The sequence below is a fragment of the Pseudarthrobacter sp. YAF2 genome (assembly GCF_052113345.1).
GTDB lineage: Bacteria > Actinomycetota > Actinomycetes > Actinomycetales > Micrococcaceae > Arthrobacter.
This window is the reverse complement of record NZ_JBFRDA010000007.1, coordinates 180539-206101: the sequence shown is the minus strand read 5'-3', so window position 1 is coordinate 206101 and position 25563 is coordinate 180539. Positions and strand designations below refer to the sequence as shown.

Genomic DNA, 25563 nt, shown 5'->3' with positions numbered 1-25563 from the left:
CTCGGCCACGGCGCCGGCGTCCCGGCCCACCAGGACCTTCTGCTCGAAGGCCGGGACATCGAAGAAACTGGCCACGTTCCGCCAGGCATTCGAGTGCGCCTTACCCATGAAGGCATAGCCGATGGCGGCCACACCCAGCGGGCGGGAAGGCGTGGAAACGGAAGGGTGTGCGGGTGTGCTCATGATGCGTTCCTGCTTGCCTGTCAGAGTGTGGCGGTTTCCGGGGCCCAGTCCTCCGGGATGGGGGAGGAAGCCGGGGCTGAGCTTTCGACGTCGACGAACGTGCCGGCGTCGATGGACTCACTGATGGAAACCATGGTGTCCAGCACGTGGTACGCCAGGTCGCCGGTGGCCCTGTGGGCTGTTCCTGCCCGCAGGGACCGTGCCATATCCAGCACGCCCATGCCCCGGCCGTTGGCGGGCCCGGTAGCAGGGACGGTGGTCCAGTCCTCGTCCCCGGCCCGCCAGAGCTTGATGTCGCCGGTGAAGTAGTTGGGGTCCGGCAGCGAGAGGGTTGCCTCGGTGCCAGTGATCTCCACGAAGCCCATCCGGGTCCGGGGGGATTCGAAGGAGAAGACGCTGTGCGAGGAGGCGCCGGACTCGAACTGCGCCATCGCCGAGACGTGGGTAGGCACCTCGACGGTGAATTCCTCGCCGGCCTTGGGCCCGGAACCGATCACCCGGACGTCCTTGGCTTTGGAGCCGACGGCGGCCACCTTGCGGATGGAGCCGAACGCCTGGACCAGGGTGGTGAGGTAGTACGGGCCCATGTCGAACAGGGGGCCGGCACCGTGCTGGAAGAGGAACGCCGGGTTGGGGTGCCAGGACTCCGGGCCGGGGGTCTGGAACGTGGTCATCGCCGTCAGCGGGGTGCCGATGTCCCCGCGCTGGATCAGCCGCAGCGCGGTCTGGATCCCGGCGCCGAGGAAGGTGTCCGGCGCGCAGCCCAGCCGGATGCCGGCGGTGTCCGCGGCCTTGAGCAGTCCCAGCCCGGACTCACGGTCCAGGGAGAAGGGTTTCTCGGTCCAAACGTGCTTTCCGGCGTTGACGGCAGCGGTGGCCACCTCCACGTGCGCTGCCGGGATGGTGAGGTTGACGATGATTTCGACGTCGGGGTGGTTCAGGGCCTTGTCCACTCCGCCCCACTCGGGGATCCCGTACTCCTTGGCTCGGGCCTCGGCGGCTTCCTCGAAGAGATCGGCGATGACGTGGACCTTGAGGTCCGGGAACGCGGTGAGGTTGTCCAGGTATTGCTTGCTGATCACGCCGGCGCCGATGACGCCGACGCCCACCGGGCCTTTGCGGGAAGACGTCGCTGCGGGGGTGCTCACGCGTTGGCTCCTTCGGCTGCCGTGTTGCTGTTCAGGAAAGCCAGGCTTTCTGCGATGCCTTCGAAGATATCACCGGCGTAGTCGTCGAACTCCACCACGCCCACTTCCAGGGACTTGGCCGCGGCGATCACGTCCATCACCGGCACTTTGCCTTGGCCCGCGGGCTGCTGGGCCTTGTTGTCCCTGGTCAGGGGGCCGTCCTTGATGTGGATGAATTTCACCCGGTCGCCAAGCCTGGCCAGCAGTTCCACGGGGTCCTGGCCGCCCACCGCTGCCCAGTAGGTGTCCACCTCCAGGACCAGCTCCGGATCCAGCAGGCCCTCGAAGTACTCCAGGGCGGTGCGGCCCTCGATGCTGGACTCCAGTTCCCAGGCGTGGTTGTGGTAGCCAACCCGGATGCCGTACTCCGCGCCTTTCCGGGCAGCCGCGTTGAGCTTGTCGGCCGTGGCCTGGATGTCTTCTGCCTTCTGCCAGTGCTCGGCGGGCAGGAACGGATCAATGACGGTGGTGATGCCCAGTTCCTTGGCGGCTGCGAAGATTTCGTCCTGGTCCTGGCTCATCAGGGGTGCGTGGCCGGACGGTGCGGTGAGGCCGTTCTCCTTCAGGGCGGCGCCGAGTTCCTTGGCCGTGGCCACGAAGTTGTACGGCTCAACCTGGGTGAAGCCGATCTCCGCCACCTTCCTGATGGTCCCCGGAAGATCTTCGGAGATGGCGTTGCGGAGGGTGTAAAGCTGCAATGAGTAAGACATGGGTTTCCTTAGCGGTTCTATAGGGGTGGGCTGGGTTCAGCGGCCGGCGAGGGAGCCGCCGATGCCGCCGACGCTGAAGTATTTGTTCAAGGCGGCGAACACGATGACGGGCGGGAGCATCATGACCACGGCCAGGGCCATGACTGAGGTCCAGTCTGTCGCGTTTTGCTGGAAGAAGGACTGCACCCCCATGGGGAGGGTGAAGATTTCGTTCGAGCGGAGGAAGACGATGGCGACGAGGTAGTCGTTCCAGGCCAGCAGGAAGGCGAAGATAGCGGTGGAGAGGACCCCGGGGAGGGAGTTCCGGAGGACCACCTTGGTGAAGGACCCGAACACGGAGCAGCCGTCGATCCAGGAGGCTTCCTCCAGGCTGATGGGGATGGAGTCGAAGTACGCGGCCATCATCCAGGTGGCCACCGTCATGGTGGAGCCGACGTAGATGATGGTCAGGCCCAGGAGGTTGTCCACCAGGCCCATGCCGGCGAACAGGATGAACAGCGGCACCACGGAGGTGATGATGGGCAGCGACTGCATCACGAACAGGAGCAGGGAATAGCCGGAGACGGCCTTGGACCGGCCGCGGGAGAGGACATAGCCGGCGGGTGCGGCCACGGCCACCGAGACCACCACGGTGGAGAGCGTGGTGACCAGGCTGTTTTTCAGCCAGGTGGCGGCGAGGGTTTTGGAGAAGACGTTGCTGAGGTTCTCGAAGGTCAGGCCGGTGGCGGTGCTGTTGGGGCCCGGGGTGAAGGCGAGCACGATGGTGACCATGATGGGGACCAGCACGACCGCCGTGATGATGAGGATGGCGATGAACCGCCACCAGCGGCCGCGCTGGCCGGCTTCGGAGAGTACCCGGCGGGCGTTGCCGGCCTGGTCGACTCCCAGCGCCGGGCCGGATTGGGGATGGGCGTGGACTGCTGCGCTCATTATTCGACACTCGACTTTCGGATCTGGCGGTAGAGGATGACCGAGATGACCACCAGGGTCATGGTCATGAGGAAGGCGATGGCCACGCCGGGGCCGGTGGCGAAGTCCTGGAACACGGTCCGGTAGGCCAGGACCACCAGGGAGGTGGTGGCGTTGACCGGGCCGCCGCCGGTGAGCAGGTAGATGGTGGGGAAGTCGTTGACGCAGAAGATGGTCATCAGGATCCAGCTGATGTAGGTGGAGCGGGCAATCAGCGGCAGGGTGATCTGGGTGAACTGCTGCCAGGGGCTGGCGCCGTCCATGCTGGCGGCCTCGTACACGGTGGTGTCCACCGAGGCCAGGGCGGCCGAGATCATCATCATCATGAACGGGAAGCTGACCCAGACCTTGAAGACCATCACGGTGATGGAGGCCAGGGTGGGGTCTGCCAGGAACAGCGGGGTGCCAAGGCCAAGGTTCCGGAACAGGGCGGGAACCAGGCTGTCCGGGGTGGCCACCAGCCAGTTCCAGGCGGTGGAGGACACCACGATCGGCACCACCCAGGGCAGGAGCAGCAGGACCTTGAACGTGTTCCCGGCGGGGATCTTGGTGCGCAGGAGCAGGGCAAGTCCCAGGCCCACGAGCCAGGATCCGAACACGCCGACGATGGTGAACCACAGGGTGAACTGCGCGGCTTTCCAGAACGCCGGGGAGGTCAGGACGGTGGAGAAGTTCTGGACGCCGACGAAGTTGCCGGTCTGGAGGAGGTCTCCGTCGTGCGTGGCCTGGACCGCGGCGTAGATCAGGGGGTAGCCGTGGATCAGGACCAGGAGGACCACGGACGGGAGCAGGAGCCAGAAGAAGGTCCTGGTGGCCTGGGCGGAGAGCTTGCTCTTGCGTTTGCCCCCGGCGGTCCCGGTCCCGCCGGGGGCAACCCCGCGGCGGGCCCGGGCCAGGCCGGATTGTGCAGTGGTGGAGGACATGGCGGGCGCTTACTTCTTAAGGACGGATTCGAGGCCGGACTGGAAGGTCTGCAGGGCGGTCTTGGCGTCGGCCTTTCCGGTGATGATGGTCTGGCTGAACTGGTTCAGGGCCTGGCCGCCGTCGAGGGCGGCGAGGTTGGCGTTCAGCCTGCTGCCCTGGGAGGCGAAGGTCTTGGCGATGGGCTGCCAGTCCTTGACGATCTTGACGTTGTTGGGATCGTCCGCGAACTCGGGCATCTCCGTGATCGATTTGAAGACCGGCAGGGCGGACATGAGCTTCTTCTGCCACAGCTGCTTGAGCTGGCCCAGGTAGTACACCAGGAACTCCTCAGAGGCGTCCTGGGACGGGGTGTTGGTGTACATCATGATGTTGTTCGGGAACACGATGGTGGCTTTGTCTCCGTGCGGGCCCTTGATCGGGTCCGCCACCAGGAGGTCGCCGGAGGTGTCGCCCACGCGCTGCGGAACGTTCACCTGGAACAGGCCGTAGCCTGCCTTGCCGTCCTTCCACTGCGCTGACATGTTGTCGGTGGTGTAGCTGACCGCGGCGGGGTCAACAATGCCGTTGGACACGAGCTCCAGGACGAACTCCATGGCCTCGACGTTGCGGTCGTTCATCAGGTCCAGCTCGCCGTCCTTGTTGAACACGCCGCCGCCGTTGTTGACCATCATCATGATCATGGAGTGGTTGGCATAGTTGTTGCCGGCACCTGCGCCGGTGGTGAAGCCGAACGCGCCAACCTTCTTCAGCGCCTTGCCTGCTTCAAGAAGGGACGGCCAGTCCGTGGGCAGGGCGACGTTTGCCTTCTCGAAGAGGGACTTGCGGTACCAGAAGACGCGCATGTCCAGCTGCCAGGGAACGGCAACGTAGCCCTTGTCCGACTTGAACGGGTCCAGCACGCCGGGCAGGAAGTCGTCGAACTGGCCGTTTGCCTTCAGCTTGTCGATCACCTTGTCCGCGTAGGCGATCTGGCCCTGCTGCTCGAACTGGAACGCCTGGAAGCCGCCGCCGGTGGAAACCGCGGGACCGGTCTTCGAGGCGATCGCCGAGGAGAAGGTTTGGTAGAAGTTGTTCCACTGGATGATCTGGTAGCTGGCTTTGCTGCCGTTGGCGCCGGAGAAGCCCTCGGCGATGCTCTTGGCGGCGTCGTTATAGGCCGGCGTTGCCCAGGGCATGTCCCAGAACTTGACGGTCCCGCCGGCCCCGCCGCCTCCCTGGGATGCCGAGCCGCCGCCACAGGCTGCAAGCAGCGGTACGGAGGCTGCAGCGGCCGTCAGGCCCAGGAACCCGCGTCGGGAGAAGGAGCGGCGTGCTTCGGAAGATGCATTCATGATGTGTCCTTTCGGGACCGTCGGGCGCGGTGCGCCGTTGGTGCGGTCCTGCTCATCGTTGAGAGTGGAGGTGGGGCTGGACTGCCGTGTTCGGTTGCGTATCGGAAGGGTTGGTTACGTGGCGGTGAGCGTTGTGTAGAGGTCGGTCAGCCGGGCGAACCCGGCCAGATCGTCCGGCCTGGTGCCGGCGCTGAGGTGCTCCTTCAGGCGCCGCCACGCAAACCGGTGGGCGGATTCGTACAGGGTGGGAAGCAAGAGGTCGCCGTGCGGCCCGGTGACCCGGACCTCGGCCGGCCAGGCGGCGTCCGGATCCGGGACCTGGACGGCAACCCCGCCGTCGGCGGTGTAGAGGCGGATGTCGACGCCGGACGGCCGGGCGGCGGTGAGCACGCCCTGGGCGGTGAACGGCGCACCGTTGGCGAGCCTGCCGCTGACCGTGTACCCGGAGGCGTCCCGGCGCAGGACGGACACGCCGTCGAGCCCGCCGGTGACGGCCAGCAACGCGGCAAGGTGCTCGCCCAGGAGTTGCTGCGGATCGGTGCCGGGCGCCGCCGTCGCCACGCTGTCCAGCAGTGACGCGGTGCCCAGCCCGCTGCGCACCGCGCCGCGGGCGTCGGGGCCGGAACCTTCGGCCACCAGGGCAGGGTTTGCGGCCCAGCGGAGATCGAGGACGACGACGGCCCCCGCGGCGTCCGCCATAGCCGCCAATTCCGAGGTGTCCTCGGGCACGGGGTTGGCCACCACGATGCCGCGCGCACCCGACTGCACGGCGCCGGCGGCTTCGGCGGTCCAGCCGCTGCTGCCCGCAACCACCAGCACATCGGCAGGGCCGGCGTGGCCGGCAGGGGTGGGGCCGAACGTTGCGGGCAGCGATGCCACGGTCTGGGTGACCGCGCCGGCCTCCTCGGCGGCTGGGGTTGCCCGCACGGTGAAGTGGCCGCTCATGCGGAAACTCCTGCCACTGCGTTTGTATGGTCCGAGGCGCCGCTTTCCACGGTCGCTTCGGCGATGGCCAGGGCGAACGTGAGGTCATCGATCAGGGTTTGGGCGGAAGGGGCCTGCCGGGTTCCGTTGGCGAGCCCGGCAAGTTCGCGCCACTCGCCCTCGTAGCCGTTGTGGCCGTAGGGGCCGAAGCTGGTGGTTTCGCTGCCCTCACCGCGGGTGAAGGTGGCAACTGCGGAGCCGGCCTGGACGTAGGAGGGCGTGAAGTCGATGTGGAGCGCGGAATCCCCGGCGATGGCCTCGAAGGTCCACTCGGGCTTCCAGGTGCCGTTCATGACGGCCCGCAGTTCAATGACGCGCGACGGGGTCCGGAGCGAGACGGCATACCCGAACGGGCGGACGTGCCGCGCCTGCAGGACCTCCACGAGCTCGAAGTCCGGCGTAAACCGGCGCACCAGTGGAAGGTCGTGGATGGCCAGGCCCATGATCCCGCCCTGGAGGGCGGCCTTGATGACCTCGATGTCCGAGTAATCGGGCCGGCCCGGGGCCGGGCGGGTGACGATTTCCGTGGCGAAGTCTTCGAAGCGGGCGTTCGGCGGCAGGACGATGGAGGAACGGATGGTGTGGACCGTTTCGGGGAGATCGCCCCAATTCTGTTCCGCGGCGAGCCAGCCGGGATCGAAGGTGTGCATGGCGCCCACGACGATCGGGACACCGGTTTCGGTGCTGACCGCGGAGATGCGGGCGGCTTCCTCCGCGTTCATCGCAAACGGCTTTTCGCAGAGGACCGCCTTCTTGCCGGCCCTGCATGCGGCGATGACCTGGTCCGCGTGGAACTGGTGGGGGCTGCAGATCGCAACGATGTCAACGTCCGGATCGCCCAGCAGCTCATCCATGCTGGTGCTGAATGCTGCTCCGACGCGCGCCGCCACCGAAGACGCCACTGCTGCGTCCACATCCATGATGTGCCGTACCTCGAGGACATCGCGAAGCCGGGCCAGGGCGGGAAGGTGGATGGCCTGGGTGACCGGTCCTGCGCCCAGGATTCCGACGCCGAGGGGCCGGTCTGCCGGCGCGGTGTGATGGGACAAGTTCAATTACCTCTTCGTAAGCGGACTCTGGAGTGGTGACATCACCGTGGTGAATACCAGCCATCGGATTCACGAATGTGCCCTGCATCACAACCTAGGACTACTTTTGACGCACGTCAAGCAAAAGTTGCTCGTTACTCGTTATTCTTCTGATGTGATGACAGCACTAAGTAAGAGTGTTATGACTTAGGGCATGACTTCTTCACCCGCCGGGAAACTGCTCGGAAAGGAATCCGACGCCGGCAGCCTGTCGCGCGCGGGGGACCTGTTCCAGCTGCTGCGCGACGGCAGGGCCCGTACCCGTGCCGAGCTCGCCTTGAGCACAGGGCTCGCCCGTTCCACCGTTGCCTCCCGGATCGATGCGCTCATGCTCTCCGGCCTGGTGGGGCCCGCCGGTGAAGCGCTCTCCAGTGGCGGAAGGCCGCCGTCGCGCTTTGCCTTTAATCCCTCCGCCCGCCTGGTTCTGGCTGTCGACGTCGGTGCCACGCACGTGATTGTCGCAGTCACCGACCTTGGCGGGACAATCCTCGCCGAACACCGGCTGGCCCAGCAGGTGGCCGACGGGCCGGAAGCTGTGCTGGACCAAGTGGTCGCGCAGGGCAAGGAGCTGCTGGCGTCAGCGGGACGCAGCGTCAGCGAACTCGCCGGGATCGGCATCGGACTTCCGGGCCCGGTGGAGCATGACACCGGAAAGCCGGTGAAACCGCCTATCATGCCGGGTTGGGACGGCTTCGACGTGGTCAGCTACGTCCAGCGGTCCCTGCCCGTCCATGTGCTCGTTGATAACGACGTGAACATCATGGCGCTGGGGGAGCAGTCCGCGCACTGGCCCGAGCACAACAATTTCTTCTTCGTGAAGGTGGCCACCGGCATCGGCTCCGGCATTATCAGCAACGGCGAGCTGCAGCGCGGCGCGAATGGCACGGCCGGCGACCTGGGGCACATCCAGGTGGCCCGCGGTGCGGAGGTCCTGTGTGCCTGTGGAAACTACGGGTGCCTTGAGGCACTCGCGTCCGGGCCCGCCGTCGCACGCTCCCTCCGGCACCAGGGCGTGGACGTGGCCAGGGGCGCGGACGTGATCCGGCTCGCCGCCGACGGCAACCTGCAGGCCATCCAGGCGCTGCGTCAGGCCGGCCGGGACATCGGCGAGGTGCTGGCCACCGCGGTGAACCTGCTCAATCCATCCGTCATCGTGGTCGGCGGCAGCTTCGGCGAAACGGGTGAGCACCTGGTGGCAGGCATCCGTGAGGTGGTGTACCGGCGCTCCCCGCCGCTGGCCACCTCACACCTGCGCATCAATGTCTCCCGGGCGGGCGATCAGGCGGCTGTCCTCGGGGCGAGCCAGCTGGTCACCCAGTACGTTCTCTCGCCGGCCATCATTGAAGCCACGCTTGCGGGCGCGATCGCCGGGTAGCGCCGGAAAGCGCCGGCCAGCGCCGGGAAGGTGGTCCTCCGGCGCTGCCCGGCGTCCCTCGCTAAGCCTCCGCTTCCGGCTCCGGTGCCTCGGTGAGCAGCAGTGCCGTCCCCTGGTAGGCCGGCAGCTCGAGGAAGAAGCTGTGCAGGTCATCCACCTGTCCCACGGTTTCGCCGCTGAAGAGGTCCCGGACGTTGGCGCCGGAGGGCAGCTCGTTGGACTGGATGCTGCCGGCGATGTCCTGCCCGGAGAAATTCAGTGCCGTGACCTGCAGGGCGCCGTCCTGGAGCCGGTTGACCAGCACCAGCGCACCGCGGTTTGAGACCTCGGGGACATCGAGCAAGGTGCCGGTGGCAATCCCGTTGTCCTCGCGGACCGCAAGGATCCGCTGCAGCCGCCGCGCGAACGAATTCGAATCCTTCAGCTGCTCCGGCAGCGGGCCGTACAGGCTGCGGGCCCGCGGCATTCCGGACGAGGAGGTGGTGGCGTCCGGGCTGGTTCCCATGAGGTCGTGCGCGCCGCGGTTGATCCAGCGGGTGTCGCCCTGGGAGGTGAGTTCCCGGACGCTGCTCCGGTCCAGTGCCAGGATGCCCGTGAGGTCCCAGCCGGAGAGGGCAAAGACGCCGGGTTGGAGCGCGTTGTACATGGCCAGGAGTATGTGGACGTCCCGGATTTGGGCCTCCTGCTCCGGGGTGACGCTGGCCGGGTCCTGGATGCCCAAGGCGGCCATGATGAAGCTGACCGTGGTGCAGGCGATGCCGTTGGTGGTGAAGACGGCGTTGTAGGGCCCGTTCTCGCCGGTCAGCCGGTCCCGCAGGGTCTGCTGGACCTGTTCGGCGAGCTGCGCGCCGGTGAGTTCCTCATCGTTGAGTTCGAACATCTCGTCCCGGTGCCCGGCGGCGAAGTGCAGGAGCTCATAAGTCAGTTCGTCATGGTTTTGCATGGCATGGACCAGCGAGGCCTGGTCCACCCCGATCTCCATGGACAGGCGCAGCGTCAGCCGCAGGAATTCGGTGTCCGCGGTGACCAGGGCGTAGTGGTACGCGGGCCGGGTGATGAAGTCGTAGGAGAGATCCGGGCCCGATTCGGAAGTTGCCTTGATGTCGTCGATGGTGAGGTTCAGTTCCTGGAAGGAGAACCCGCCCACTTTGCGGATCATGGAGCCGATCAGCTGGTTGGCAGCCTCGGACAGCGGGTGTCCCTCAGACCAGCCGGGCTGTTCCTCGGCGCTCTTCTCCACGCCCAGGAACCCGTTGGCGTCAAGGCGCAGTGCCCCGGTGCCCAGGTCCACCAGCGAGTGCAGGGCGTCGCCCACCACCAGCCGCATGCCCGCGAACGTGGGGTCCAGCCAGTTGATGGAGGGCTGCCCGGCCTTGAAGTAGTGCAGGTAGACCCAGCGGCGGGTCTTGCCGGTGGTGTCCACGATGGGCCGGGTGGCGCTCCAGTTGGTTTCCTTCACCCCGGGTTCGTAGAAGATGACGCGCTGCAGCCTGCCGATGATGTAGCCGGCCTTCTGCAGGGCCTGTTCCGAATCGGGGCTGAGGTTGACCGAATCCGCGCCTTCGGGGACATCGGGCAGCAGGCTCCAGTCCTCCTCCGGGATGTCCACCATGTGGTAGATCCCCGGGTAGTCGCGGAAGTTCATCTCGGCCAGCCGGAAGTCGGCGCCCTTGCCGGTGTGGCCCGGGACGATGTCGTCAATGACGGTGCCGCCGTGCTCCGCGGCGACCTCGCACATGCTGCGGAACTCCTCTTCGGTGCCGAACACCGGATCGATCGCCATGCTGATCCGGTCGAAGTGCCCGTCCACGCTGGGGGTGTGCGACCAGCCGCTGATGCCGCCCGCCAGTTTCACGGGCCCGGTGTGGATTCCGCGGATGCCGATTTCGCGGAAGGCTTCCCACATGGCCGTGTCACCCAGGGCGGACAGGAATGAACGGCCCGGCTCGGTAATGAAGGACAGCGGGTAGGCGGTGAACCAGACGGGGGCGCGTTCGACGGCGGCCCTTGGGTTCGGATGCGCGTAGGAGTTCTGCCACATGCTGGCCTGGCCGGAAAGCTGCCGCGCCAGCGTGTTCGCGTCACCGAGCATGGCCTGGTTGCGCAGCCAATCCACGTACGCGGCGTTTCGACCGTCGAATTCGAAGGAGGGCCTGTTGCCTACGAACTGGCGCCGCCGCGCGACGGGCCGCAGCGCCTTTGGCCGGGCGGCGAAGAACTGTTCGTCGAAAGTGACCTCCAGGTCCGCTGCCGGCTCTGCGGCGGCTGCCTCCCCTTCCCCCACTCCGGCGGTGTTATCCGCATCCGAAACGCGCTCGCTGGTCCCCGGCTCCCGCATAAGCTCCTCTTTCCACTGCTCGTCTCCGTGCTGGCATGGATGCTCCAAAGCCCCTTGCCCGTGGAAAAGTACCCAGGCGGACAGGGAGTATTCGGTGTTCCCTCTCCCGATGCTACTGGGCGGGGCAACCGGTGGGCGGGACAAACGTGCCCGGCCTGGTGGATGCCTTGTCCGATCTTTGCTGCGGGTGCCGCTGTGGCCCGCACAGGGGGACCTTATCAGCGAACCAGTTCTGCTTCTTCGGTTTATTCCGGCTGCCACTCCCGCCATGGCCCGGTTCGGACGTATTCTTGGAACCAGGTTTTGTAGTAAGCCGAAGCGCTTCGAACAGGGCTGGAACATGGCGGCTGAACCTTCGGGGCAGGTTGGCTGGGGGCTGCTTCCAGTTACCCCGGAGCCAGTATTCGACAGCAAAGATGTCGAAGTCTTCCTCCGGGAAGTCACCCATGACTTCATGAGCGACATCAAGGGTGAACACCGCGGCATTGGCTGGGCCGCCACGCTCTTCCGCCTGGGTCAGGCACGCACCCTTGCAGCCAGTACGGAGCAGGCGCGGGAGGCAGACCGGGAACAGTGTTCCTTTGCCGATGGGCCACTTCTGGAGGCGATGCGCACCGGGGCGTTCGTCCTGGTATCCGATCTCAACCGTGACCGCCGGTGGCCTGGGTACGCGAGTGCAGCGTCGGGCCACGGGGTGCTGTCGATGCTTTCCGTGCCCATCATGTCCGAAGGCGGGACAAGCGCCGCCATCACATTCTACGCAGGCATGCCGCACGCGTTCACCAGCGACGACCTGGTCAGGATCCAAGGTTACGCCCGCCAGATGGCCCGGTCCCTGCGCCTGGTGTTCCGCGTCGCCGAGCGGGCGGAAGCGACGGCGGGCCTCGCCGTCGTCCAAAGCTCCCTGGTCCTGGTGGACCTGGCGGTGCGCAGCCTCACCAGCGAATACGGCCTCAGCAGGGAGGCCGCGCTGCTTTTCCTGCAAACGCAGGCAATGCACCATGAGCTTGACCTCCGGGACGCGGCCCTGAACGTCGTGGCCCCGGGTGCCGGCCGGGACCGGAACGGCGCACCGCCGGCGGCGTTGCGGCAGGAAACGTACGACGGCGTCGCGGAGCTTCCGCGTCCGTCGGCGGCGGGGCGGGGCTTTCCAACCGGAAAGCCACCCCGCAGGGACGCTGCGGTGAAGGCGGAAACCCCGCCTCCCGCAGAAGGGAGGACAGCATGACCATCCAGAAGCAGGAGCCGCGTTTCATCGCGGACGGACCGGACAGTCACCCCTGGCACCGGTTCGTTGCGCTGGGAGACTCCTACACCGAAGGAATCGGAGACCCGGAACCGCTGAGCCTGGGCGGTCTTAGGGGCTGGGCGGACCGTGTGGCCGAGGAGCTGGCGTCAGGCCGGCCCGACTTCGCGTACGCCAACCTGGCCATCCGTGGAATGCTGCTGCGGCAAATCCTGGATGGACAACTGGCGGCGGCGCTGTCCCTGAAGCCGGACCTCGTAGCCATTGCCGCCGGCGGCAACGACATCATCTTCAGGCACGGCGATCCAGACAAGCTGGCCGGGAAGCTCGACCAGGCCATCGGCACGCTCGCAGCCACCGGCGCCACCGTGCTCCTGTTTGCAGGCCCGGACTGGGGCAACACGCCGGTCTTCGGCAAGATCCGCGGCCGCGTGGCCATCTACAACGAGCACCTGCACACCATCGGGGCCCGGCACCACGCCATCATGGTCGACCTGTGGTGCCTGCCGGAGCTTCAGCACGCATCCATGTGGGACCCGGACCGGCTGCATTTGTCCCCGCTGGGCCACCATGCCGTGGCGGTGGCAACCCTGGACGCGCTGGGCGTGGAGCACGCACTCACGCCGCTGCAGCCCCGGCCCGTCCCGGCCCATGGGTGGACACAGGCCAGGGCCGAGGACCTGGTGTGGGCACGGCAGTATTTCATGCCATGGGTACTCAGGCAGTTGCGTCCGCACCAGGCCGACGCGCTGGCGGCGAAGCGGCCGCAGCCCGGCCCGGTCTTCGGCCAAGCCCGTCCCGGTCGCTTCGCGCCGGGACACCCGGCCAACGGGACCATGCTGGGTCCCGACGTTGCGCCGGAAGGTCCGGACGGGAGGGAGACGGACCGGGTGGCCTGACGCCCCGTGTGGTTCAGCGTTTCCTGGGTGACCGTTTGGAGGCTGCGTTCATCGCGGCCTTGACTGCCGGGGGCAGTCCCGCGTGCTCGGTTTCCGGCTCCGCCGCTGTTCCGCGTGCCTTGGCGATGGCCCGCATGCCGTGGTAGATCAGCAGCGCGGCTGCCGAACCCAGGGCGATGCCGGTGAATTTGAGGTCGCCGATGGTCCAGGTGTAATCCGCGATGCCGATGATCAGGGCCACGGCCGCGGTGGTCAGGTTGACCGGATTGGCGAAGTTCACTTTGTTCTGCACCCAGATCTTCACGCCGAGGATGCCGATCATGCCATACAGCATGGTGGCGGCACCGCCCAGCACGCCTGCCGGGACGGTGGCGATCAGTTCGCCGAACTTGGGTGAGAAGCTGAGCAGGATGGCGAACATGCCGGCCACCCAGTAGGCCGCCGTCGAATACACCTTGGTTGCCGCCATGACGCCGATGTTTTCGGCGTAGGTGGTGGTGCCCGAGCCCCCGCCGAGGCCGGCGAGAACCGTGGCCGCGCCGTCGGCCATCAGCGCCCGGCCGGAGACGCCGTCGAGGTTCTGCCCCGTCATGGCGGCAACCGACTTCACGTGGCCGATGTTCTCCGCCACCAACACCAGGACCACCGGGACGAACAGCCCCAGCACGCCGATGTGGAACTCGGGGGTCTGGAAATGCGGCAGGCCCACCCAGGCCGCGGCGTCCATCTTGTCGTAGGCCACCTCGCCCCGGAGCATGGCCACCAGGTAACCCACCACCACGCCCACCAGGATGCTGAGCCGGCCCAGGATTCCACGGAACAACACGCTGACCAGGATGATCGTGGCCAGCGTGACGACGGCGGTGATGGGCGCGGCGTCGAAGTTCTGCTTGGCCGCGGGGGCAAGGTTCAGGCCGATCAGCGCCACGATGGCGCCGGTGACGATTGGCGGCATCAGCCGGTTGATCCACCCGGCGCCGAACTTCTGCACCACGGCACCCACCAGGGCGAGGGTGGCACCGGCGAGCACCACGCCGCCCAGCGCCCCCGGGATGCCGAACTGCGCCTGGGAGGCCGTGATGGGCGCGATGAAGGCAAAGCTGGAGCCAAGGTAGCTGGGCACCCTGCCCTTGGTGATGACCAGGAAAAGCAGCGTTCCGATGCCGGAAAAGAACAGTGTGGTGGCCGGCGGCATCCCGGTGATGACGGGGACCAGGAAGGTGGCGCCGAACATTGCCACCACGTGCTGCATGCCGACGCCGATGGTCAGGGGCCAGGCCAACCGCTCATCCGGGGCCACCACCTGGCCGGGCTTCATGGTTTTGCCGGTGCCGTGCAGCTTCCATTTGGTTCCGAGCATGCTCATGGGAAGGAATGCCTTTCAGGGGTGCCGCGAGGGGGCGAAGAATAACTCGGTCCAGAATACCGCCAAGTATTTCCCGCCGGACCGCTGTGGCCAACGTCACCCGGCGTCACGGGAAGAGGACTGAAGCACTTGAAGTTGCAACTATGGAAAGCAACAGGAGCCACCCCCGCACGCGGGCGGCGCAGCGAAAGGTAAGCCAATGACCATTGCCCATGAAGAAGCGGTTATCGATTCGGCGGCCGTGGACGCCATCTTCGCCCAGGCCCGGACCGCCAACACCTTCACCGGCGAGGTGACCGAGGAGCAGGCCCAGGCCATCTACGAGCTGACCAAGTTCGGGCCCACCGCTTTCAACTCCCAGCCGCTGCGCGTCACCTATGTCCGCTCGGACGAGGCCCGCGCCACCCTGGTTGATGCGCTGTCCCGCGGCAACCAGGCCAAGACGGCGTCGGCTCCGCTGGTGGCCATCCTCAGCTACGACACCGACTGGGCGGGCAAGTGGGACACCTTCCTGCCCGGCTACAACGCCCCCAAGGCCATGTACGACGCGGACCCCGAGCTCGCCGCCGCCACGGGCAACAACAACGCCCACCTGCAGGCCGGCTACTTCATCCTGGCCGTCCGCTCACTCGGTTTTGCCGCCGGCCCGATGACCGGCGCCGACTTCAAAGCGATCGATGCCGCCTTCTTCCCGGCCGGCGACCAGAAGAGCTTCCTGGTGGTCAACATTGGCCAGCCCGGCACGGAAGCCTGGGGCGAGGTAAAGCCCAAGTACTCCTACGACGAAGCCGTCCGCACCCTCTAAGGCCCCATCACTGCGTCTTAACCCCAAACGCCCCATCACTTGGTGATGGGGCGTTTGGGTTAAGGCATCCGGTCAGGCGATGACGCTGTCCACCAGCGCCTTGGCCTCGGCCTGCACCTGCTTCAGGTGCTCCTCGCCCTTGAAGGACTCGGCGTAAATCTTGTACACGTCCTCGGTGCCGGACGGGCGGGCAGCGAACCAGGCGTTCTCCGTGACTACTTTCAGCCCGCCGATGGCCGCGCCGTTGCCGGGGGCCTCGGTGAGCTTGGCGGTGATCGCCTCGCCTGCCAGCTCGGTGGCCGTGACGTCCGCAGCGGAGAGCTTACCCAGCTTGGACTTCTGCTCCCGCGTGGCGGCGGCGTCAATGCGGGCGTAGACGGGGGCGCCGAACTGGTCGGTCAGCCCCTTGTACAGCTGTGACGGGGACTTGCCGGTCACAGCCGTGATCTCGGAAGCCAGCAGGGCCAGCAGGATGCCGTCCTTGTCGGTGGTCCACACGCTGCCGTCCAGTTTGTTGAAGGATGCGCCGGCGGATTCCTCGCCACCGAACGCTCCCTCGCCGGAGAGCAGGCCGGGCACGAACCACTTGAAGCCCACGGGAACCTCCACCAGCTTGCGGCCCAGGCTTTCGGCCACCCGGTCGATGATCGAGGAGGACACCAGGGTCTTGCCCACCACGGAGGCGGGGTTCCAGCCGCTGCGGTTGCGGTAGAGGTAGTCGATGGCGACGGCGAGGTAGTGGTTCGGGTTCATCAGGCCGCCGTCGGGGGTTACGATGCCGTGGCGGTCGGCGTCGGCGTCATTGCCGGTGGCAACATCGAACGGTACGGAGCCGTCAGCGCCCACGGACATCCGGTTGATCAAGGACGCCATGGCCGACGGCGAGGAGCAGTCCATCCGGATCTTCTCGTCCCAGTCCAGGGTCATGAACGCCCACTGCGGATCCACGGTGGGGTTCACAACGGTGAGGTTCAGGTGGTGGCGCTCGGCGATCTCGCCCCAGTAGTCCACCGACGCGCCGCCCATGGGGTCGGCGCCGATCCGGACCCCGGCGTCGCGGACGGCGTCCAGGTTCAGGACGGACGGAAGGTCGTCCACATAGCTGCTCAGGAAATCGAACTTGCCCGTGGTGTCCGCGGCCTGCGCGTCCGCCAGCGGGATCCGCTTGACACCGCGCAGGCCGTTCTCCAGCAGTTCGTTTGCGCGATTGGCGATCCAGCCGGTGGCGTCCGAGTCTGCGGGTCCACCGTGCGGGGGGTTGTACTTGAAGCCGCCATCGGCCGGCGGGTTGTGGCTGGGGGTGACAACGATCCCGTCGGCCTGCGGGGCTCCCGGCGCAGCCTTCCGGTTGTAGGTGAGGATGGCGTGGCTCAGGGCCGGGGTGGGGGTGTAGCCGTGCCGGGCGTCAACGAGGACCTGGACGCCGTTGGCTGCGAGCACCTCCAACGCGGAGTTCTGCGCGGGTTCGCTCAAGGCGTGCGTGTCCTTGGCCAGGAACAGCGGGCCGGTGACGCCCTGCGCGGCCCGGTATTCCACGATGGCCTGGGTGATGGCCACGATGTGCGGCTCATTGAAGGATGCCTTGAGGCTGGAACCCCGGTGCCCGGACGTGCCGAACACCACGCGCTGGCCGGGATCACCCAGGTCCGGCGCGATGTCGTAATACGCGTCAAGAAGCGCAGTGATGTCAACAAGGTCCTGGGTTTGGGCAACTGTACCCGCGCGGCTAGCCATGGGACCAGCATGCCAGAACCTGGCGGGAGTCAAAACGGCGTGCCCAAGATCCGGACGCTGTGACAAGCAATGACGTCATCAACCAAGTAGTCCACCTGAGTACAGGGCCCCGAAAGTACCTATATACCGGCCCTTCAGCGCCCTGCTATTTTCAAGAAAATCCAGGCGCACAAGACAAAGAAACGGACGACGGCGGCACCCGCCGATCGTCCCGTCCGGCAAGGAAGCGGGGACTCCAATGGGGGCAGGAGACGGGGCAGCCGAGCAGTCCAGGCTCGCTGCCGAGCGCGTTGCCAGGCTGAAGCGCCAGCTGGATGAAGCCGAACGTTCCACGAAGGCTTGGGACGCCGGAGCCCTGGGGGAACGGATGGTGTCGGACAAGCTCAGCGAGCTGGTCCCGCGTGGCTGGTACGTGCTGCACGACGTCCACTGGCCTGGCCGGCCCAAGGCAAATCTTGACCATGTCCTGGTGGGTCCCGGCGGGGTGGTGGTGGTTGATTCGAAAAACTGGACCGGCGAAGTGCGTGTGGTCTCCGGTGTCCTCTGGCAGGGCCGCTACGCGCGGACCCAGGCTGTGGAGGGAGCACTGGCCCAGTGCGCCGCCGTCGCTTCGGTCCTGGCGCCGCAGCACCGCCGCCTGGTGCGCCCGCTCATCTGCATGGCGGCGCAGCCGGACCTCTTCGGGGTGACCGCCGCGGATGTTGCCGTGGCTGGTTCCCACCGGGTGGTGCGGGCCATTGAGGCGCTTCCGCCGGTGCTGGACCCGCAGGCAGTGGTGGGGTTGTACGAACAACTGGGCCAGCAGCTTACCCATGAACAGGAGCCCGGCATTACGGCCCTGCGCAACGTCCGCCCCGGCACTGTGGTTCGCCCTGCGGGGGCGCTGCCGCCTGGCGGCCCCGCGGCGTCGGGTGCGGTGGAGGGGCGCCACCTTGCTGACGGCAAGGGCCGCAGCGGGAGCATGTCCCGGCACCCGGCCGGCCGCGCCGTTCACGCCGGCGGATCCCAGGCAGGAGTGCAGGCAGGCGTCCCGGCAGGAACGGGCCGGGGGGGCCGGAACGCCAAAGCGCACCACACCAGTACCAGCGGGGGCAAGCTCGCGCTGCTGGCGGCCTTCGTCATTTTTGCCGTTTATATCCTGCCCTACTTGGCCCGCTGACACCCGGCCCACCACCGGGGCGCAGCCGGTCTTTGGTTGCGGTCCGGACCGCCTGGGTGATCCGGTTGAGCCCGTCCGAATCGAGGGTCCAGGCCTGCCAGTAGAGAGCCACATCCTGGTAGTCGTCGTCCAGCCGGACCAGGGTGCCGTCCGAAAGCCCATCCGCGAGCTGGAGCTCGGGGATCATGCCCCAGCCCAGGCCCGCCTTGACCGCCGCAAAGAACCCCTCCGACGACGGCACGGTGTGCGTGGGGGGAGGCTGCCTGACGCCCTTGGCCGCCAGCAGCTGCTCCTGGAGGTTGTCCTTTGCGTTGAACTTCAGGACGGGCATGGCTGCCCAGTCAACACCGCCGGCCGCTGCAAACCGGCGCCGCAGTCCGGCACTGGCCACCGGGATGTAGCGCATGGAGCCCAGTAATTCTACCCGGCATCCGCTGACGGGCACAGGATCAGAGGTCACGGCGCCCACCACCTCGCCTTCGCGGAGCAGCTGGCTGCTGTAGCCCTGGTCTTCAACACGCAGGTCCAGGACCGCGTCCTCCCACCCGGCGGCCTCGTGGAGGACGGGGACGAACCAGGTGGCCAGCGAATCGGCGTTGATGGCCACCGGAAGGTGGGCGCGGGCAGGGGACCCCGCGCCGAGCGCTGCCGATGCCTCCGCTTCGAGCACCTGCACCTGGCGGGCCATGCGCAGCAGCAGCGCGCCGGCATCCGTGGTGGTACACGGCAGCCGACGGCGGACCAGGACCTGGCCGACCGAACCCTCCAGTGCCTTGATCCGTTGGCTGACGGCCGACGGCGTGATCCGAAGGAGATCGGCCGCCGCCTCAAACGTTCCTTCGTCTATGACCGCGATGAGGGCCTTGAGATGCTCCAGGTTCATGAAGAGATTCTAATGTCTGCTAAGAATCATTTGTTTGCCTACATATCCTGCCGGACCCTACCGTCGTAAGAATGTGGACCTCGTGGATAACCGGAATGTTGACCGGGCTGGCGCTCATCGTGGCAATTGGCGCCCAAAACGCCTTCGTGCTGCGCCAGGGGATCCGCCGCGAACACATCGGCGTGGTGGTGGCGGTATGCATGGCCGGGGACGCCCTGCTGATTGTGGGCGGTACCGCCGGAATCGGGGCAGTGGTGACCCGTTTCCCCGAGGCGCTGGAAGTCCTGCGCTGGGCCGGGGCCGCCTACCTGTTGTGGTTCGCGGTGCGGTCCTTCATGGCGGCGGCAAACCCCTCCGCGCTGGCGGAGCAGGCGCCCCGGTCCAGGCATTCTGTGTTCGCCACGGCTGCCGCCCTGACGTTCCTGAACCCGCATGTCTACCTGGACACCGTGGTGCTGCTGGGGAGCCTTGCCAACCAGCAGGGCCCCGACCTGCGGTGGACCTTTGCTGCAGGCGCCGTAGCCGGAAGCGTCCTCTGGTTCTCGGTGCTGGGGTACGGGGCACGGGTGCTGGCCGGCGTGCTCCACAGCCCGCGCACCTGGCGCTGGATTGATGCGGGCATCGGTGTTTTGATGATGGTCCTGGCCGTCCGCCTGGTCCTGCACTGAAGTAGGCTGGAGCCAGATTCGCAGGGGAGAAACCATGACTGACCAGCCGTCCCAGGGGCCTGACTACCAGCGTCCCGACCACCAGGGCAACGATGCGCCGTGGCCCACCTACCAGCCGCCGGCCCAGTACGGGCAGGGCCCTTCCTACGGGCAGCCCCAGTACGGGCAACCCCAGTACGGACAGGCGCAGTACAACCAGCCCCAATACGGCCAAGGGCAATACTGGGGCCAGCCGGCCTACTACGGAAGGCCGGCCGAGCCGAAGACCCTGAGTATCGCCAGCATGGTCTGCGGCATCGCGTCAGTGATCATGGGCTGGCTGATCCTTCCCCAACTGGCAGCCATCATTACCGGCCACCTCGCCCTTAGGCGCGAACCGTCCGGCAAGGGGATGTCCATCTCCGGCCTGGTGCTGGGCTACCTGTGCCTGCTGGGGTACGGCGCCATCTGGCTGCTGCTCATCATCGGCCTCACCGTCGCCAGTACCACCGGTGCGAATTCGGGGACTTTCTAGGCGCGTCCCCGGCGTGTCCAAGCCCATGCGCCGGCACGTTCCGGCACCTGGGCCCGCGCCGCCGTCGTAATTGTCCCCTCCTGATGGACTAGTCCCCTGTGCATTGCAGGGGGACTGGTCCGTGCGGCGGGGAGTTGTCGCTGAGAACCCGGCCGGCTGCCGCTAGCGGAGCAGTTCTACGTCCGAGACGAGCTCGATATGCGCCAGCATGGCCTCCGCCGCTGCTGTCGGATCCTGCGCGCGGATGGCATCGGCAATCCTGCGGTGCGAGGCCAGGGACTGTTCCGGGCGTCCGGGCTGGCCCAGCGATTCCACCCGGGTTTCCAGGATCATCTCGGCGATGAAGGCCATCAGCTGCGCCAGGACCGATGAGTGGGCCGCCGCGGTGATGGCCTGGTGGAAGAGCTCATCGCCGTGGGTGCCGCGGTCGCCGTCGTTGATCTCCAAAGCCATGACGTCCAGGGCCTTCTCGATGGCAGCAAGGTCGTCCGCCGTCCGGCGTTCTGCGGCCAGTGCGGCGAGCTTCCCTTCCAGCGTGCTGCGGGCTTCCACGATTTCCGGCAGCCGGCTTTGGTGCTCGCGCAGGCCCTTGATGACGGATGCCACGCTGGGGCGCCGTGCCAGGACCGCGCCGGTGCCGTGCTGCACGTCGATGACGCCCAGTACTTCAAGGGCCACCAGGGCCTGGGCGAGGGTGGCTCGGGAAACTCCCAGGCGCTCGGCAAGGTCGCGTTCGGCCGGCAGCAGGTCCCCTGGGCGGAGCTGGGCCGATTCGATGTAGGCAAGGATCTGCTCCACCAGCTGCTCATAGAGCCGGGGACGCGAGACCCGTTCCAGGCCTGCCCGTGCCGTCTTTTCCACAGTTCCTCCCGAGGTTCTCGGACCAGAATACCCCCTTCATCTATTGACAGATAGACTCACTGTCTAAGAGGCTAGTCCAGTGAGCCAGTAACTCACGTCACATTCTTTCTTCCCCAACGGAGGACCAACGATGTCCGCTCCTGTCCTGTCGATCATCATCCTGGCGGCGATGTTCCTGCTCGCCACCGTCCTGCCCCTCAACATGGGTGCCCTCGCCTTCGTGGGCGCCTTCCTGCTTGGTTCCGTCGTGCTGGGCATGTCCACCAATGACATCCTTGCCAACTTCCCCGGCGGCCTCTTCCTGACAATCGTCGGCGTCACCTACCTGTTCGCCATCGCGCAAAACAACGGCACCATCGACCTGCTGGTCCGGGGCGCCGTCAAGCTGGTGGGCAGCCGCGTGGCCCTGATCCCCTGGGTCATGTTCGCCATCACCGCCGTCATCACGGCCGTGGGTGCGCTGTCTCCCGCCGCCGTCGCCATCATTGCCCCCATCGCCCTCAGCTTCGCCGGGAAATACAAGATCAGCCCGCTGCTGATGGGCATGATGGTGATCCATGGGGCACAGGCCGGGGGCTTCTCACCCATCGCCGTCTACGGCGTCACCGTCAACGGCATCCTGGCTAAGACGGACCTTGCCTTCAGCCCCACCGCGCTGTTCCTGTCGAGCTTCATCTTCAACCTGGTCATCGCGCTGGTGCTCTTCGTGGTCCTGGGCGGCAGGAACCTCATGTCCTCCAAGGTGGGGCAGTTCGTGGAGCAGGCAGCTGAAGCACGGATGGCCGTCAGCGTCGGTGCCAAAGCCGGGACTGACGTCCCCTTCAAGGGCTTCGGCTCCGGAATGTACGGTCCCCGGGACCCCGCAGGCGACGGCGTTGCAGCCACCAAGGAGCGCAAAGAGCGGATTCCGCAGCTGGTCACCATTGCAGGCCTGATCGTGCTGGCCGTCGTGGCCCTTGGCTTCAAGATGGACGTCGGCTTCGTGTCCATCACCATCGCCATCGTGCTGGCCCTGGTTTCCCCCGCAGCCCAGAAGGGCGCCATCAACAAGATCAGCTGGTCCACCGTGCTGCTGATCTGCGGCATGCTGACGTTCGTCGGAGTGCTGGAGGAAGCCGGCACCATCAAGTTCGTTTCCAGCGGCGTTGCCGGCATGGGAATGCCCCTGCTGGCAGCCCTCATCATCTGCTTCATCGGTGCCATCGTGTCCGCCTTCGCCTCCTCCACCGCCATCCTGGCCGCGCTCATCCCGCTGGCCGTGCCCTTCCTCTCCACCGGTGAGATCGGCGCCGTCGGCGTCATCTGCGCACTCGCGGTCTCCGCCACGATCGTGGACGTCTCCCCGTTCTCCACCAACGGCGCCCTGGTCCTGGCCAATGCCCCCGAGGGCGTGGACAAGGACCGGTTCTACAAGAAGATCCTCGGCTACAGCGGCATCGTGATCGTGGCCGGACCCATCCTGGCCTGGCTGGCACTGGTGGTCCCCGGCTGGCTCTAGCCGGCGCAGCCACGCCGCCGGCACTGCACGCCGCCCGTACCTGAGAAAGGAAACCAAGCACATGAGCACAGCCGAAAATTCCCGAGGCCCACTGGCCGGGCACACCGTCGTCGACCTGAGCCGCGCACTGGCGGGGCCGCACGCCGGCATGATGCTGGCGGACCTTGGCGCCCGCGTGATCAAGGTGGAGAACCCCGGCACCGGGGATGACACCCGCGGCTGGGGGCCGCCGTTCGTGGGCCCGGAAGATGACCTGCAGTCCACGTACTTCATGTCCTGCAACCGCAACAAGGAATCCATCAGCCTGGACCTGAAGAGCCCGGACGGGCAGGCGGTGCTGCGCGGGCTGCTGGAACGAGCCGATGTGGTGATCGAGAACTTCCGGCCCGGTGTCATGGACCGGCTGGGCTTCTCCACGGCCGCCATCCATGAGCTCAACCCGCGCCTGGTGATCCTGTCCATCACGGGCTTCGGCCATGACGGGCCCGAATCCCGGCGCAGCGGCTATGACCAGATCCTGCAGGGCGAGGCCGGGCTCATGTCACTCACCGGCTCCGGCCCTGATGACCCGCAACGCGTCGGCGTCCCCATCGCCGACCTCCTCGCCGGCATGAATGGTGCCTTCGGCGTGCTGGCGGCGCTGGTGGAACGGAACCGCACCGGCCGCGGCCAGGTGGTGCGCACCTCCTTGCTGGCGTCGCTGATCGGTGTGCACGCCTTCCAGGGCACCCGGACCACCGTGGCCGGCGAGGTTCCGCAGGCCCAGGGCAACCACCACCCGTCCATTGCTCCCTACGGGCTGTTCAACTGCAAGGACGGGAGCGTGCAGATCAGCGTCGGCAGCGAGAAGCTCTGGGCTTCCTTCGCCGCTGCGTTCGGCCTGGACCCGGCGGCGCCGGGATTTGCCAGCAATGCCGAAAGGGTGCGGAACCGCAGCGCGGTGATTGCCGCCGTCGAACGCGCGTTCGCCGGCTATGGCGCGGCGGAACTGCTCGTGAAACTGAACGACGCCGGGATCCCGGCAGGGAAGGTGCGCTCGCTGGACGAGGTGTACGCGTGGGAACAGGTGGCTTCCCAGGGGCTCGTGGTGGACGTGGAACATCCGCTGCTCGGAACGGTCAGCCTCCCCGGGCCGCCGCTGCGGTTCTTCGCGCCGGGGGACACCGGCGAAACCACCCTCACGGACCACGACGCACCGCCGCTGCTGGACGCGGACGGGCCGGCAATCCGGGAGTGGCTCGGGGTACCGGCTCCGGCGGCGGCCGGGGTGAACTAGCATGCCAACCACCGAAAAGGTGCGGCACCTGCGCGCCGCCGAACTGATCGACGCCGTGGTGGACCAGGATTCGTTTGTCTCCTGGGATAGGCCGCCGCACCAGCCGGCCCTGTCCGAGGAATACGCCCGTGACCTGGCCAAAGCCCGCGAACGCAGCGGCGCCGACGAATCAGTGCTCACCGGCACCGGGCTCATCCGCGGCCGCCGCGTGGCGCTGATCGTCAGCGAGTTTTCCTTCCTGGCCGGCTCCATCGGCCACGCGGCGGCGCAGCGGATCGTTGCCGCCGTCGAACGGGCCACTGTGGAAGGCCTGCCGCTGCTGGCGGGCCCCGCCTCCGGGGGAACCCGGATGCAGGAAGGGACACCTGCCTTCCTGTCCATGGTGAAAATCACCGGAGCCGTCCGGGCGCACCGTCAGGCCGGCCTGCCCTACCTGGTCTACCTCCGGCACCCCACCACCGGCGGCGTGATGGCGTCCTGGGGATCCCTGGGCCATATCAATGTTGCGGAACCGGGCGCCCTGCTGGGATTCCTGGGCCCACGGGTGTTCGAGGCCCTGTACGGGGAATCCTTCCCGGACAACGTGCAGGTGGCGGAGAACCTCTTCAACAAGGGCCTGATCGACGGCGTCGTCAAGCCCGGGGATCTCGCCGAACTGGTGTCCAGGGCGCTGGATATCCTGGCACCACGCCGGGAAGCTGCCTCTGAGACGGTCACCCGGCCCGCCGCGCCGGCCACCCTTGCCGTCCGGCCCGCCCCTGTTGATGCCTGGACGTCGATCGAAATTTCGCGCCGGCCGCGGCGCCCTGACCTGCGCCAGCTCCTGAAGTTCGGCGCCAGCGACGCCCTGCCGCTGAACGGCACGGGGCAGGGGGAAAAGGACCCCGGGCTGCTGCTGGCGCTGGCAAGGTTCGGCAGCCGGTCCTGCATTGTGCTGGGGCACGCCCGCCCGCTGCGCAAGGACGCCGCCGGAATGGGGCCGGGCTCATTGCGGGAAGCGCGCCGCGGCATGAAGCTGGCCGAAGAACTGCGGCTGCCCCTGCTCACGGTCATCGACACCGCCGGGGCCGCGCTGTCGCAGGAGGCGGAGGAGGGTGGCCTCGCCGGCGAGATCGCACGCTCCCTGTACGAACTGATCGGCCTGGAGTCGCCGTCGGTCTCTGTGCTGCTTGGCCAGGGTGCCGGGGGCGGGGCGCTGGCGCTGCTGCCTGCGGACAGGACCATCGCCGCGCAGCACAGCTGGCTGTCACCGCTGCCGCCCGAGGGTGCGAGTGCCATCGTGCACCGGACCACGGCCTTTGCGCCCGGAATGGCGCAGGCGCAGGGCGTGAACGTGGCCGCGCTGTATGCGAACGGACTGGTGGACCACATCGTTGACGAGCGCGACGACGCTTCCCTGGAACCGCGCGAATTCTGTGCCCGGATGGCCCGTGCCATTGAGTACGAACTCGCGTCGGTTGCCGACATTCCCGTGGCAGGGCTGGTGGGGGCACGGTTCCGGAAGTACCGGAACCTGGGCGGCAACTGACGCACCTCGTGGTTCAGGAGGCGCCGGTGTTTCCACT

General features: G+C 67.1%; 22 protein-coding genes and 1 pseudogene. 10 read left to right on the top strand and 13 right to left on the bottom strand.

Going from position 1 to position 25563, the window contains the following annotated elements:
- From AB4Y79_RS09650 to AB4Y79_RS09615, 8 genes and pseudogenes are all read right to left on the bottom strand, one after another.
- Positions 1-183: pseudogene (locus tag AB4Y79_RS09650) on the bottom strand (gfo/Idh/MocA family oxidoreductase); the annotation flags it as partial.
- 20 nt (positions 184-203) lie between these two features.
- On the bottom strand, positions 204-1331 hold the full coding sequence (locus tag AB4Y79_RS09645) for a Gfo/Idh/MocA family protein (RefSeq protein ID WP_441860772.1): 1128 nt from the start codon (positions 1329-1331) through the stop codon (positions 204-206).
- Entirely contained in the window at positions 1328-2080 is a 753-nt protein-coding gene (locus tag AB4Y79_RS09640) for a sugar phosphate isomerase/epimerase family protein (RefSeq protein WP_441860769.1), read from the bottom strand. Before AB4Y79_RS09640 ends, AB4Y79_RS09645 begins: the two co-directional genes overlap by 4 nt.
- Before the next feature lie 36 nt (positions 2081-2116).
- On the bottom strand, positions 2117-3010 hold the full coding sequence (locus tag AB4Y79_RS09635) for a carbohydrate ABC transporter permease (RefSeq protein ID WP_441860766.1): 894 nt from the start codon (positions 3008-3010) through the stop codon (positions 2117-2119).
- The gene (locus AB4Y79_RS09630; RefSeq protein ID WP_441860763.1) at positions 3010-3972 is read right to left on the bottom strand and encodes a carbohydrate ABC transporter permease; all 963 of its coding nucleotides are present in this window, start codon (positions 3970-3972) and stop codon (positions 3010-3012) included. The genes AB4Y79_RS09635 and AB4Y79_RS09630 overlap by 1 nt, the downstream gene beginning before the upstream one ends.
- Positions 3973-3981: 9 nt before the next feature.
- Positions 3982-5304, bottom strand: a complete 1323-nt coding sequence (locus tag AB4Y79_RS09625) for an ABC transporter substrate-binding protein (protein WP_441860760.1) — start codon at positions 5302-5304, stop codon at positions 3982-3984.
- A gap of 114 nt (positions 5305-5418) precedes the next feature.
- Positions 5419-6249, bottom strand: a complete 831-nt coding sequence (locus AB4Y79_RS09620) for a hypothetical protein (protein WP_441860757.1) — start codon at positions 6247-6249, stop codon at positions 5419-5421.
- Entirely contained in the window at positions 6246-7337 is a 1092-nt protein-coding gene (locus AB4Y79_RS09615; RefSeq protein WP_441860754.1) for a Gfo/Idh/MocA family protein, read from the bottom strand. Before AB4Y79_RS09615 ends, AB4Y79_RS09620 begins: the two co-directional genes overlap by 4 nt.
- A gap of 193 nt (positions 7338-7530) precedes the next feature.
- Here AB4Y79_RS09615 and AB4Y79_RS09610 point away from each other — a divergent pair, with 193 nt between their 5' ends.
- On the top strand, positions 7531-8751 hold the full coding sequence (locus AB4Y79_RS09610; RefSeq protein WP_441860751.1) for an ROK family transcriptional regulator: 1221 nt from the start codon (positions 7531-7533) through the stop codon (positions 8749-8751).
- Positions 8752-8812: 61 nt separating this feature from the next.
- Here AB4Y79_RS09610 and treS read toward each other — a convergent pair whose 3' ends face one another.
- Complete coding sequence (gene treS / locus AB4Y79_RS09605; protein WP_441860748.1) at positions 8813-11089, bottom strand: maltose alpha-D-glucosyltransferase; 2277 nt, start codon at positions 11087-11089, stop codon at positions 8813-8815.
- 340 nt (positions 11090-11429) lie between these two features.
- On the opposite strand from treS, the gene AB4Y79_RS09600 reads away from it, so the two are divergent.
- Positions 11430-12317: a GAF domain-containing protein gene (locus tag AB4Y79_RS09600; RefSeq protein ID WP_441860745.1), complete on the top strand. Its 888-nt coding sequence runs from the start codon at positions 11430-11432 to the stop codon at positions 12315-12317.
- The gene (locus tag AB4Y79_RS09595) at positions 12314-13234 is read left to right on the top strand and encodes an SGNH/GDSL hydrolase family protein (protein ID WP_441860742.1); all 921 of its coding nucleotides are present in this window, start codon (positions 12314-12316) and stop codon (positions 13232-13234) included. The genes AB4Y79_RS09600 and AB4Y79_RS09595 overlap by 4 nt, the downstream gene beginning before the upstream one ends.
- Before the next feature lie 13 nt (positions 13235-13247).
- Here AB4Y79_RS09595 and AB4Y79_RS09590 read toward each other — a convergent pair whose 3' ends face one another.
- Entirely contained in the window at positions 13248-14600 is a 1353-nt protein-coding gene (locus tag AB4Y79_RS09590) for a uracil-xanthine permease family protein (protein ID WP_441860739.1), read from the bottom strand.
- A 199-nt stretch (positions 14601-14799) separates the two neighbouring features.
- Here AB4Y79_RS09590 and AB4Y79_RS09585 point away from each other — a divergent pair, with 199 nt between their 5' ends.
- Complete coding sequence (locus tag AB4Y79_RS09585; RefSeq protein ID WP_441860736.1) at positions 14800-15405, top strand: malonic semialdehyde reductase; 606 nt, start codon at positions 14800-14802, stop codon at positions 15403-15405.
- A 72-nt stretch (positions 15406-15477) separates the two neighbouring features.
- Here the strand turns inward: AB4Y79_RS09585 and pgm are convergent, their stop codons facing one another.
- Positions 15478-17139 carry a phosphoglucomutase (alpha-D-glucose-1,6-bisphosphate-dependent) gene (gene pgm / locus AB4Y79_RS09580; protein ID WP_441860733.1) on the bottom strand — a complete coding sequence of 554 codons (1662 nt, stop codon included), beginning with the start codon at positions 17137-17139 and terminating at the stop codon, positions 15478-15480.
- 238 nt (positions 17140-17377) lie between these two features.
- On the opposite strand from pgm, the gene AB4Y79_RS09575 reads away from it, so the two are divergent.
- Positions 17378-18298, top strand: a complete 921-nt coding sequence (locus AB4Y79_RS09575; RefSeq protein WP_441860730.1) for a nuclease-related domain-containing protein — start codon at positions 17378-17380, stop codon at positions 18296-18298.
- On the opposite strand, the gene AB4Y79_RS09570 is transcribed toward AB4Y79_RS09575, so the two are convergent.
- Entirely contained in the window at positions 18258-19181 is a 924-nt protein-coding gene (locus AB4Y79_RS09570) for a LysR family transcriptional regulator ArgP (RefSeq protein ID WP_441860727.1), read from the bottom strand. The two genes, AB4Y79_RS09575 and AB4Y79_RS09570, sit on opposite strands and share 41 nt — an antisense overlap.
- Before the next feature lie 95 nt (positions 19182-19276).
- Here AB4Y79_RS09570 and AB4Y79_RS09565 point away from each other — a divergent pair, with 95 nt between their 5' ends.
- Positions 19277-19849 (top strand): LysE/ArgO family amino acid transporter, encoded by a 573-nt coding sequence (locus tag AB4Y79_RS09565; RefSeq protein ID WP_441860724.1) that lies wholly within the window; start codon positions 19277-19279, stop codon positions 19847-19849.
- Positions 19850-19883: 34 nt separating this feature from the next.
- Positions 19884-20363 carry a DUF4190 domain-containing protein gene (locus AB4Y79_RS09560; RefSeq protein WP_441860721.1) on the top strand — a complete coding sequence of 160 codons (480 nt, stop codon included), beginning with the start codon at positions 19884-19886 and terminating at the stop codon, positions 20361-20363.
- A 162-nt stretch (positions 20364-20525) separates the two neighbouring features.
- Here AB4Y79_RS09560 and AB4Y79_RS09555 read toward each other — a convergent pair whose 3' ends face one another.
- Positions 20526-21224, bottom strand: coding sequence for a FadR/GntR family transcriptional regulator (locus AB4Y79_RS09555; RefSeq protein WP_441860718.1), 699 nt, complete (start codon positions 21222-21224; stop codon positions 20526-20528).
- 130 nt (positions 21225-21354) lie between these two features.
- On the opposite strand from AB4Y79_RS09555, the gene AB4Y79_RS09550 reads away from it, so the two are divergent.
- From AB4Y79_RS09550 to AB4Y79_RS09540, 3 genes are all read left to right on the top strand, one after another.
- Complete coding sequence (locus AB4Y79_RS09550; protein ID WP_441860715.1) at positions 21355-22722, top strand: SLC13 family permease; 1368 nt, start codon at positions 21355-21357, stop codon at positions 22720-22722.
- Between the two features lie 61 nt (positions 22723-22783).
- Positions 22784-23998, top strand: coding sequence for a CaiB/BaiF CoA transferase family protein (locus AB4Y79_RS09545; protein WP_441860712.1), 1215 nt, complete (start codon positions 22784-22786; stop codon positions 23996-23998).
- Between the two features lies 1 nt (position 23999).
- Positions 24000-25526 (top strand): carboxyl transferase domain-containing protein, encoded by a 1527-nt coding sequence (locus AB4Y79_RS09540; protein ID WP_441860709.1) that lies wholly within the window; start codon positions 24000-24002, stop codon positions 25524-25526.
- Positions 25527-25563: the final 37 nt, after the last annotated feature.

Bases quoted from the DNA above. Each gene is read 5' to 3' on its own strand.
- AB4Y79_RS09575 (WP_441860730.1), top strand. From the start codon at position 17,378: ATGGGGGCAGGAGACGGGGCAGCCGAGCAGTCCAGGCTCGCTGCCGAG.
- AB4Y79_RS09625 (WP_441860760.1), bottom strand. From the start codon at position 5,304: ATGAATGCATCTTCCGAAGCACGCCGCTCCTTCTCCCGACGCGGGTTC.
- AB4Y79_RS09640 (WP_441860769.1), bottom strand. From the start codon at position 2,080: ATGTCTTACTCATTGCAGCTTTACACCCTCCGCAACGCCATCTCCGAA.
- AB4Y79_RS09635 (WP_441860766.1), bottom strand. From the start codon at position 3,010: ATGAGCGCAGCAGTCCACGCCCATCCCCAATCCGGCCCGGCGCTGGGA.
- AB4Y79_RS09545 (WP_441860712.1), top strand. From the start codon at position 22,784: ATGAGCACAGCCGAAAATTCCCGAGGCCCACTGGCCGGGCACACCGTC.
- AB4Y79_RS09585 (WP_441860736.1), top strand. From the start codon at position 14,800: ATGACCATTGCCCATGAAGAAGCGGTTATCGATTCGGCGGCCGTGGAC.
- treS (WP_441860748.1), bottom strand. From the start codon at position 11,089: ATGCGGGAGCCGGGGACCAGCGAGCGCGTTTCGGATGCGGATAACACC.
- AB4Y79_RS09560 (WP_441860721.1), top strand. From the start codon at position 19,884: ATGACTGACCAGCCGTCCCAGGGGCCTGACTACCAGCGTCCCGACCAC.
- AB4Y79_RS09550 (WP_441860715.1), top strand. From the start codon at position 21,355: ATGTCCGCTCCTGTCCTGTCGATCATCATCCTGGCGGCGATGTTCCTG.
- AB4Y79_RS09565 (WP_441860724.1), top strand. From the start codon at position 19,277: ATGTTGACCGGGCTGGCGCTCATCGTGGCAATTGGCGCCCAAAACGCC.
- AB4Y79_RS09540 (WP_441860709.1), top strand. From the start codon at position 24,000: ATGCCAACCACCGAAAAGGTGCGGCACCTGCGCGCCGCCGAACTGATC.
- AB4Y79_RS09595 (WP_441860742.1), top strand. From the start codon at position 12,314: ATGACCATCCAGAAGCAGGAGCCGCGTTTCATCGCGGACGGACCGGAC.
- AB4Y79_RS09590 (WP_441860739.1), bottom strand. From the start codon at position 14,600: ATGAGCATGCTCGGAACCAAATGGAAGCTGCACGGCACCGGCAAAACC.
- AB4Y79_RS09630 (WP_441860763.1), bottom strand. From the start codon at position 3,972: ATGTCCTCCACCACTGCACAATCCGGCCTGGCCCGGGCCCGCCGCGGG.
- AB4Y79_RS09610 (WP_441860751.1), top strand. From the start codon at position 7,531: ATGACTTCTTCACCCGCCGGGAAACTGCTCGGAAAGGAATCCGACGCC.
- AB4Y79_RS09600 (WP_441860745.1), top strand. From the start codon at position 11,430: ATGGCGGCTGAACCTTCGGGGCAGGTTGGCTGGGGGCTGCTTCCAGTT.
- AB4Y79_RS09620 (WP_441860757.1), bottom strand. From the start codon at position 6,249: ATGAGCGGCCACTTCACCGTGCGGGCAACCCCAGCCGCCGAGGAGGCC.
- pgm (WP_441860733.1), bottom strand. From the start codon at position 17,139: ATGGCTAGCCGCGCGGGTACAGTTGCCCAAACCCAGGACCTTGTTGAC.
- AB4Y79_RS09570 (WP_441860727.1), bottom strand. From the start codon at position 19,181: ATGAACCTGGAGCATCTCAAGGCCCTCATCGCGGTCATAGACGAAGGA.